Source organism: Streptomyces sp. NPDC055632 (assembly GCF_053618675.1).
The window spans coordinates 21969-30330 of the sequence record NZ_JBSHHY010000041.1; the positions used below are offsets into that span (position 1 = coordinate 21969).

9 protein-coding genes are annotated in these 8362 nt (G+C 74.0%); 8 read left to right on the top strand and 1 reads right to left on the bottom strand.

Annotated features, from left to right (window positions below):
* Positions 1–26 precede the first annotated feature (26 nt).
* A complete protein-coding gene (locus ACWGSR_RS32890; protein WP_453572204.1) occupies positions 27–737 on the bottom strand; it encodes an LmbU family transcriptional regulator in 711 nt (236 codons plus the stop codon).
* Between the two features lie 524 nt (positions 738–1261).
* On the opposite strand from ACWGSR_RS32890, the gene ACWGSR_RS32895 reads away from it, so the two are divergent.
* From ACWGSR_RS32895 to ACWGSR_RS32930, 8 genes are all read left to right on the top strand, one after another.
* Entirely contained in the window at positions 1262–2440 is a 1179-nt protein-coding gene (locus tag ACWGSR_RS32895) for a serine hydrolase domain-containing protein (RefSeq protein WP_453572207.1), read from the top strand.
* 44 nt (positions 2441–2484) lie between these two features.
* Complete coding sequence (gene argC / locus ACWGSR_RS32900; protein WP_453572210.1) at positions 2485–3513, top strand: N-acetyl-gamma-glutamyl-phosphate reductase; 1029 nt, start codon at positions 2485–2487, stop codon at positions 3511–3513.
* Positions 3510–3632, top strand: coding sequence for a hypothetical protein (locus ACWGSR_RS32905; protein WP_376233250.1), 123 nt, complete (start codon positions 3510–3512; stop codon positions 3630–3632). The genes argC and ACWGSR_RS32905 overlap by 4 nt, the downstream gene beginning before the upstream one ends.
* Positions 3629–4741, top strand: coding sequence for an acetylglutamate kinase (gene argB / locus ACWGSR_RS32910; RefSeq protein WP_453572213.1), 1113 nt, complete (start codon positions 3629–3631; stop codon positions 4739–4741). Before ACWGSR_RS32905 ends, argB begins: the two co-directional genes overlap by 4 nt.
* A 184-nt stretch (positions 4742–4925) precedes the next feature.
* Positions 4926–5141, top strand: coding sequence for an MbtH family protein (locus ACWGSR_RS32915; RefSeq protein ID WP_366378510.1), 216 nt, complete (start codon positions 4926–4928; stop codon positions 5139–5141).
* A gap of 94 nt (positions 5142–5235) precedes the next feature.
* Positions 5236–6816 carry an amino acid adenylation domain-containing protein gene (locus tag ACWGSR_RS32920; protein WP_376233244.1) on the top strand — a complete coding sequence of 527 codons (1581 nt, stop codon included), beginning with the start codon at positions 5236–5238 and terminating at the stop codon, positions 6814–6816.
* Between the two features lie 34 nt (positions 6817–6850).
* Positions 6851–7081 carry a phosphopantetheine-binding protein gene (locus ACWGSR_RS32925; RefSeq protein WP_376233242.1) on the top strand — a complete coding sequence of 77 codons (231 nt, stop codon included), beginning with the start codon at positions 6851–6853 and terminating at the stop codon, positions 7079–7081.
* Positions 7082–7172: 91 nt separating this feature from the next.
* The gene (locus ACWGSR_RS32930) at positions 7173–8351 is read left to right on the top strand and encodes an NAD(P)/FAD-dependent oxidoreductase (RefSeq protein WP_376328634.1); all 1179 of its coding nucleotides are present in this window, start codon (positions 7173–7175) and stop codon (positions 8349–8351) included.
* The last annotated feature ends 11 nt before the right edge of the window (positions 8352–8362 follow it).

Consider the following 8362-nt stretch of genomic DNA (forward strand, 5'->3'; position numbering starts at 1 on the left):
GCCGGCACGGCCCGTCCGGCCGGGGGTCAGCCGGCGACGGCCGCCGCCACCAGGGTCTGACCGGAGGTCTCGGCGGCCCCGGGAACGGCCTCGGGAACGGGCGTGGGAACGGGCGTGGGAACGGCCTCGGGAGCGATCCCGGGAACGCTCCCGAGAGAGGCCCCGGGCCGTTCGTCCCGTGGTTCCGCCGGCCCGTCCAGCGCGTCCGCGGCCGCGCTGTCCAGGACGCTCGTCACCCACTGCTCGAACCCGATCCCCGCCTGCTCCGCGGCCCTGTGCCACCACTCCAGGCGCCCGCCGGGCAGCTCCAGGCGCCCGCTCGGCCCGGCGGTGGCGGCGGGCGCCGGCCGCTCGGTGCCGCGCCCGGCGCGCAGGGCGCCGCGCAGCTGCTTGGTGGTCCACCGCAGCCGCTCGGCCCGGTCGAGCCAGGCGTCCTGCTCCTCGGGCGGCAGGGAGGCCAGCTCGGCGTGGTGCTGGAAGCTCAGCGCGGACCGCCGCCGGTCCAGGCCGAAGCGGCGCGAGACCCAGGCGTAGTTGCGCAGGGTCTGGTACGAGAGGCCCACGGCGCGGATCCCGCGCTGGTACCGGTCGGCGTAGTGGTCCTTGCCGTAGACGAGCCAGTCGCCCAGCCACCAGCAGGAGGAGTCGACGACCCCGGCGAGCCGGAGCCCGGTCCGCTCCCACTCGTCGTAGGCCATGGAGACCGGCATCTGCAGGCCGACCCTGGTCGTCAGCACCTGCCGGTCGTGGCGCGGCCGCCGCGCCGGGACCTGTGCCGGCGGCTGTGCCGGGGACGGGGCCGGGGACTGCGTCGCGGTCTGCGGAAGGGGGTCCTCCGGACCGTCGTACGACCCCGCGGTCCGACCGGCCTGACGCGCCATCATGCCTCCATGAGAAGGGTCCACATGTCCGGCGAGAAGTTTCGTCGCCCCGGCTGGAACGGCGCCGGAGCAGCGTTCGAGCCCGTACGGGGATACGGAATCGGCCAACGAGATGTACCGTCGACAGGACGCCGCGAGGCCGGCGCAGCCGCCGTGGACCGGGCGCCCTTCTCCATTCGGTGATTTCCGGCCGGAAAGACGTCCTCGGCCCGGTCGGATTCGGCCGTCGCGGCCCGGCGCCGCCTTTTCGCGGCCCCTGTCGATCAATGCGTGCGCGGCACGGGCGAATCGCCCCGCCGCCGGTGTTCCCGAAAACGCGGAACCGGCCCGACGGGCCTCCCTCAGACGATTCTCAGAACGGGGAAAACACGATGCGGACGATGCGGAAGAGACCGGGAACGGCGACGGCCGGATTCCTCGCCCTCGCCCTGACGGCCACCCTTTTCACGGGGTCCGCCCAGGCGTCGCGGGCGACCGGGCCCGCCGCGGGCGGCCACGAGGCGACGCGGCGGGCGATCGACGCCGCCGTCGCCGCCGGCATCCCCGGCATCACCGCCGAGGCGCGCGACTCCCGGGGCGTCTGGAAGACCGCCGCGGGCGTCGGCGACCTGACCACGCGCGCACCGCGCGGCGAGAACGACCGGTTCCGCGTCGGGCACCTCACCAGCACCTTCGTGGCCACGGTCCTCCTCCAGATGGAGGCGGAGCGCAAGCTCGACCTCGACGACAGCGTGGAGCGCCACCTCCCCGGCCTGGTCACGGGCAACGGCAACGACGGCCGCGCCATCACCGTCCGGCAGGTCCTCAACCACACGAGCGGTCTGCCCGACTACTTCTCCGACGCCGCGTACGTCGACACGTACGTCCTCGGCGACGGGTTCTTCGCGCACCGCTACGAGACCATGCCGCACGACAAGCGCGTCCGGGTGGCCCTCGCCCACCCGCCGCTCTTCCCGCCCGGCACCCGGCACGGGTTCTCCAACACCAACGACGTCATCGCCGCGATGGTGGTCGAGAAGGCCGGCGGCAGGACGTACGAGGAGGAGGTGCGCCGCCGCATCGTCAAGCCCCTGGGCCTCACAGCGACGACCACCCCCGGTGACAGCGTCCACCTGCCCCGGCCGAGCGGCCGCGGCTACTCCAAGCCCTACTTCCTCACCCAGCCCGACCGGATCGAGGACGTCACCGAGCTGAACGGCTCGCACAACTGGGGCAACCTCGACATCATCTCCAGCGCGGCGGACCTGAACCGGTTCTACGGCGCCCTGATGCGCGGGGCCCTGCTGCCGCCCGAGCAGCTCCGGGCGATGAAGACGACCGTCGTCAACCCCGACGTCCCGATCGCGGCCTACGGCCTCGGCATCGAGCGGCTGACGCTCGGCTGCGGCACCACCGTCTGGTACCGCGACGGCGGCACGGTCGGCTGGCTCTCGATGGTCGCGCTCACCGAGGACGGCCGCCGCCAGTTCACGTTCAACTACAACAGCGACTGGCGGGCGGACGACCTCCTCCCCATCCTCAGCGCCGAGTTCTGCGACTCGGCCCCGCGCACCCGCTGATGCGGGGCGCGGAACCACCGCACGCCCGTCGACCAGGAGGGTCCATGTCCGTCAGAGCGGCCGTGCTGGGAGCGACCGGATACGCGGGGGGCGAGCTCCTGCGCCTGCTCCTGGCCCATCCCGGGGTGGAGATCGGCGCGGTGACCGGGCACTCCGGCGCGGGGCACCGGCTGGGCGACCTCCAGCCGCACCTGGCCCCGCTCGCCGACCGGGAGGTGCTGCCCACCACCGCCGAGGCGGCCCGGGGCCACGACGTCGTCTTCCTCGCCCTGCCGCACGGCCGGTCCGCCGCGCTCGCCGAGCAGTTGGGCGAGGAGACGCTCGTCGTCGACTGCGGCGCCGACTTCCGCCTCGCGCGGGCGGCCGACTGGGAACGGTTCTACGGCTCGCCCCACGCCGGCACCTGGCCCTACGGCCTGCCCGAACTCCCCGGCGCCCGGGCCGCCCTCGCGGGCGCCCGGCGGATCGCCGTCCCCGGCTGCTACCCGACCGCGGTCCTGCTGGCGCTCCTGCCCGCGTACGCGGCCGGGCTCGCGGAGCCGGAGGCGGTGGTCGTCGCCGCGTCCGGCACCTCCGGCGCCGGCCGGGCGGCCCGCGCCGACCTGCTCGGCAGCGAGGTCATGGGCTCCATGCGGCCGTACGGCGTCGGCGGCGGCCACCGGCACACGCCCGAGATGCAGCAGCACCTCGCCGCCGCCGCCGGCCGGCCCGTCACCGTCTCCTTCACCCCGACCCTGGCCCCCATGCCGCGCGGCATCCTCGCCACCTGCTCCGCCGCCGCCCGGCCCGGCACCACGGCCGAGGACGTCCGCGCCGCGTACGAGAAGGCGTACGCCGACGAGCCGTTCGTCCGGCTGCTGCCGGAGGGCCGGTGGCCGGCCACGGCGTCCGTCGTCGGCTCCAACGGCGCGCAGGTGCAGGCGGTCCTCGACCCGGCGGCCGGCCGGATCGTCGTGATCAGCGCCATCGACAACCTGACCAAGGGCACCGCGGGCGGGGCCGTCCAGAGCATGAACGTCGCCCTCGGCCTCCCCGAGGCGCTGGGCCTCCCCACGACCGGAACCGCACCGTGACCGCCGCGCGCCCCACCGCCGCGCACGTCCACGACGACGCCACCCGCGTCCACGAGACCGCCGCGCACGCGTACGACCCCGCCGACCCCGTCCACGAGAACAGCGAGTACGCCTCATGAGCGCTCCTCCGTCTCCCCTCCTCCCGGCACCGGCACCGGCCCCGGCCCCGGCACCGCCCCCGGCACCGCCCTCACCCCCGCCCCCGGCGGCCCCCTGCTCCTGCTCCTCCACCCCCGCCGAGCACACCGAGCACACCGAGCGCACCGCCCTGTCCAAGGCCCGCGTCCTCGCCGAGGCGCTGCCCTGGCTGGCGCGCCACCGGGGCCGGACCGTCGTCATCAAGTTCGGCGGCAACGCCATGGTCGACGCGCGGCTCAAGGCGGCCTTCGCGCAGGACGTCCTCTTCCTGCTCCACGCCGGCCTCAAGCCGGTCGTGGTGCACGGCGGCGGCCCGCAGATCGGCGCCCAGCTCGACCGGCTGGGCCTGGAGTCCCGCTTCGAGGCCGGCCTGCGCGTCACCACCGACGAGACCATGGACGTCGTCCGGATGGTGCTCGCCGGGCAGGTGCAGCGCGAGCTGGTCGGACTGCTCAACGGCCACGGCCCGCACGCCGTGGGCCTGACCGGCGAGGACGCCCGCCTGATGACCGCCGTCAGGCACTACGCCGAGGCCGGCGGCAAGGCCGTGGACATCGGCCGCGTGGGCGAGGTCGCCCGCGTCGACACCGGGATCGTGCGGACCCTCGTGGAGGACGGGCGGATCCCCGTGATCTCCTCCGTCGCCCGGTCCGAGGACGCCAAGGACGCGGCCGGGGGAGGAGTGTTCAACGTCAACGCCGACACGGCGGCCGCGGCCCTCGCCGCCGCCCTCGGGGCCGAGACGCTCCTGGTCCTGACGGACGTCGAGGGCGTGTACGCGGACTGGCCGCACGGCGAGGTCGTCCCCCGGATGACCGCCGCCGAACTGACGGCGCTCGCCCCGCGCCTCTCCGCCGGGATGATCCCCAAGGCGGAGGGCTGCCTGTACGCCGTGAACAACGGCGTGCGCACGGCCCGCGTCATCGACGGCCGGGTCGAGCACGCGGTCCTGGCGCAGGTCTTCACCGACGGGGGCACCGGCACGGAGATCGTGCCGGACCACCACCCGGCCCCCGTACCCGGCCACGGCCCGGCCCATCCGCCGGGGGCGGGGCACGGGCCCCCTCCCGGCCGGGTCCCGCAGCGTTGAGCGGGACTCGACCGGGCCCCCACGGGCCCGTGGATACAGTGCGACGAGTCTCCCGCCCGGCCACACGGGCGGGCGGGCCCGTACGCGCACGGCGCCGGCCCGGACGGCACGGGTCCCCGCCGCGGCACCACTCGACACCACTCGAAACGCCGGACCACCCCATGACTGCTAAGGACGGTGCCAGGTGAGCACGAACCCCTTCGACGACGAGAACGGCCGCTTCAACGTCGTGGTCAACGACGAGGACCAGCACTCGCTGTGGCCGGCCTTCGCCGAGGTGCCCGCCGGCTGGCGGGTCGCCTTCGGCGAGGCCTCCAGGGCCGAGTGCCTGGAGTACGTCGAGCGCAACTGGACCGACCTGCGTCCCCGGAGCCTGCGGGAGTCCATGGCCGCGGGCTGAGCGCCGGCAGGCCCGCGCGACGCGCTCCGCGGAGCGGCGCACGGCGTGCCCGGCGGCCCGCAGCACCGGACACCACTCACATCGGAGCCAGTTGATGATCCTTCAGGGAAAGCGGGTCGCCCTGCCCGCGGTGCCCGTCGTGCACAAGCGGTTCGAGGAGCACGTCGCGGCCGCCCCCGACGCCGTCGCCGTCGTCTGGAACGACCGGCGGCTGACGTACGCGGAGCTCGACGCGCGGGCCAACCGCTTCGCGCACCACCTCGTCGCGCGCGGCATCGGCCGGGGCGCGAAGGTCGGCGTCTGCCTCGACTACTCGATCGACCTGCTCGTGGCCGTCCTCGGCACGCTCAAGGCCGGGGCGGCCTACGTGCCCTTCGACCCGGCGTACCCGGCGGCGCGGCTGGGCCTGCTGCTCGGCCAGGTCCCCGACCTCGCGCTGATCACCGCCTCCCCGGCCACCGCGGCCATGGTCGCCTCGGCGGACGCCGAGGTCGTCGACCTGGAGCTGCTGGCCGACGAGCTGGCGGAGCTGCCCGCCACCGCCCCCGGCGTCGAGGTCACCGGGGACGACGTCTGCTACGCGGTCTTCACCTCCGGCTCCACCGGGACGCCGAAGCTGACCGCCGTGCGCCACGAGGGCTGGTTCAACCTGATGAACTGGCTGACCCTGGAGTACGGCCTGCACAGCGGGTCGCACCACCTGGTCGTCAGCGCCTTCGGGTTCGACCTGTCCCAGCGCAGCCTGATGACCCCGCTGTTCTGCGGGGCCACCCAGCACCTGATGGCGAGCCGCAACTTCGACGCCCTGCTCGCCCACCGCATCCTCGACCGGCACGACATCCGCGTCGTGCACTGCGCCTCCAGCACGCTGTACCTGCTGGTGGACTGGGAGACCGCCCGGGGCGGCGACGCCCTGACCCGGCTCGACCACATCCTCTTCGGCGGCGAGGCCCTCAAGGTCGAGCGGCTCGCCGCGTGGGCGGCGCGCGAGGGCAACGACTGCGTCCTGCTGCACCAGTACGGCGTCGCCGAGTGCACCGACGTCGCCACCTCCTACGACCTGGCCGCCTACCGGCCCGGCGTCCACGACATCCCGCCGGTCGGCACCCCCGCCCACAACACCGACATCCACCTCCTCGACGGGGACCTGCGCCCGGTCGGACCGGGGGAGGAGGGCGAGATCTGCATCTCCGGCCTCGGCGTCGGCGCCGGATACCTGGGCAACGGCCCCGAGAACGCCAGGTTCACCCACATCGAGGTCGACGGGGAGCCGCGCCGGATCTACCGCACCGGCGACCGCGGCCGGGTGGACGCGGCCGGCGACCTCGTCGTGCTCGGCCGGATCGACTCCCAGGTGAAGGTGCGCGGCATGCGCATCGACCCCACCGACGTCGAGCGCGCGCTCGCCCGGCTCGACGGGGTCCGCGAGGCCGCCGTGGGCGTCTCGTACGACACGGGGGACGCCGAGCTGATCGCGTTCCTCGTCCCGGCGGGCGCGGAGCCCGCGGAGGAGGAGCTGCGCTCCGGCCTCCTGCGGGACCTGCCGCGGAACATGGTCCCGGCCCGTTTCGTGAACGTCCCGCACCTTCCGCTCAGCCCGCACGGAAAAGTGGACCGCCCGGCGCTCCTCGCCGAATTCCGCAGCCGATTCGCCGGAAGCGGGGCGGCGACGTGACGGCGACCCCCGAACAGATACCGAGAGGAACGTGATGATCGCCGACGACGTGCGCGCCATCTGGTGCCGGGAACTCCGGACCGACGACATAGCGGTGGACGACGACTTCTTCGCCCTGGGCGGCCAGTCGCTGGTCATGGTCAGGATCCAGGGGGCCCTCCTGGAGGAGCTGGGGGCCGAGGTCCCGATGGACCAGCTGTTCCTCAACCCGACCGTGGCCTCGCTCTCCGCGTACCTCGAGTCCCAGGGCGCGACCGCCCGTTGACGTGCGGCGGCCGGAGGCGCCCGGTGCGCTCCGGTTCCGCCGGAACCATGGAAAACCACCTGTTAGGAGAGGCGGAGGCGCCGTGTACGACGTGATTGTCATAGGGGCCCGTTGTGCGGGTGCTCCGACGGCCATGCTATTCGCGCGGCAGGGATACCGCGTGCTGCTCCTGGAGAAGGCGAAGTTCCCCCAGGACACCCTGTCCTCGCACTACCTGCACATGCAGGGCGTGGCGCTGCTCGAACGCTGGGGGCTCCTGGAGAAGCTCCGGGCGGCCGGCTGCCGGCCCATCACCAAGCAGGTCTACGAGGGCCCCGGCGTCCGCATCGAGGGCTTCTCCCTCCCGATGGACGGCCTGCGGGCCACGTACGCGCCGCGCCGCTACGTCCTCGACCCGCTCCTCGCCGAGGGCGCCGTCGAGGCGGGCGTGGAGTTCCGCGAGGGCTGCGCGGTCAACGACCTGGTCCACGAAGGTGACCGGGTCGTCGGCGTGCGCTACACCACCCCCGGCGGCGCCGAGGCGACGGACCGGGCCCGCCTGGTCGTCGGCGCCGACGGCATGCGCTCGCTGGTGGCCCGCAAGGTCGGTGCGGAGAACGTCATCGAGCACCCGCGGATGACCTGCACCTACTACAGCTACTGGGCCGGCGTCCCCTCCGACTTCGAGCTGTACGAGCGCCCGGGGCGCTGGATCGGCGTCCTGCCCACCAACGACGACCTGACGCTGCTCATGGCCTACTTCCCGCAGGCGGACTTCGGCGCCGTCCGCAAGGACGTGGAGCCCGCCTACCTGGACGCCTTCCGCACCACCGCCCCCGAGCTGTGGGAGCGGATGCGGGAGGGGGAGCGGGTCGAGCAGCTCTACGGCACCGGCCACCAGGACAACTACTTCCGCCGGGCGTACGGCCCCGGCTGGGTCCTGGTCGGCGACGCGGTCAACCACAAGGACTCCATCACCGCCCGCGGCATCACCGAGGCCTTCGTCCAGGCCCAGAGCCTCACCGACCACATCGGGGACGGCCTGCACGACGACGCCCGGCTCAAATCGGCGCTGCGGCGCTACGAGAACGACCTCGGCGACGAGGCGCTGAACCACTACCAGGGCGCGCTCAACGTGGCCGAGCTCAAGCCCGAGGGCCGGACCGAGATGCTGCGGAAGCTGGTCGGACACCAGGAGCACATCGACCGCTACTTCTCGACGCTGTCGGGGGCGTGCTCCATCGACGACTTCTACAACGACGAACTTCTGACCCTGCTCGACCAGGGCTGAGCGCCGATCCG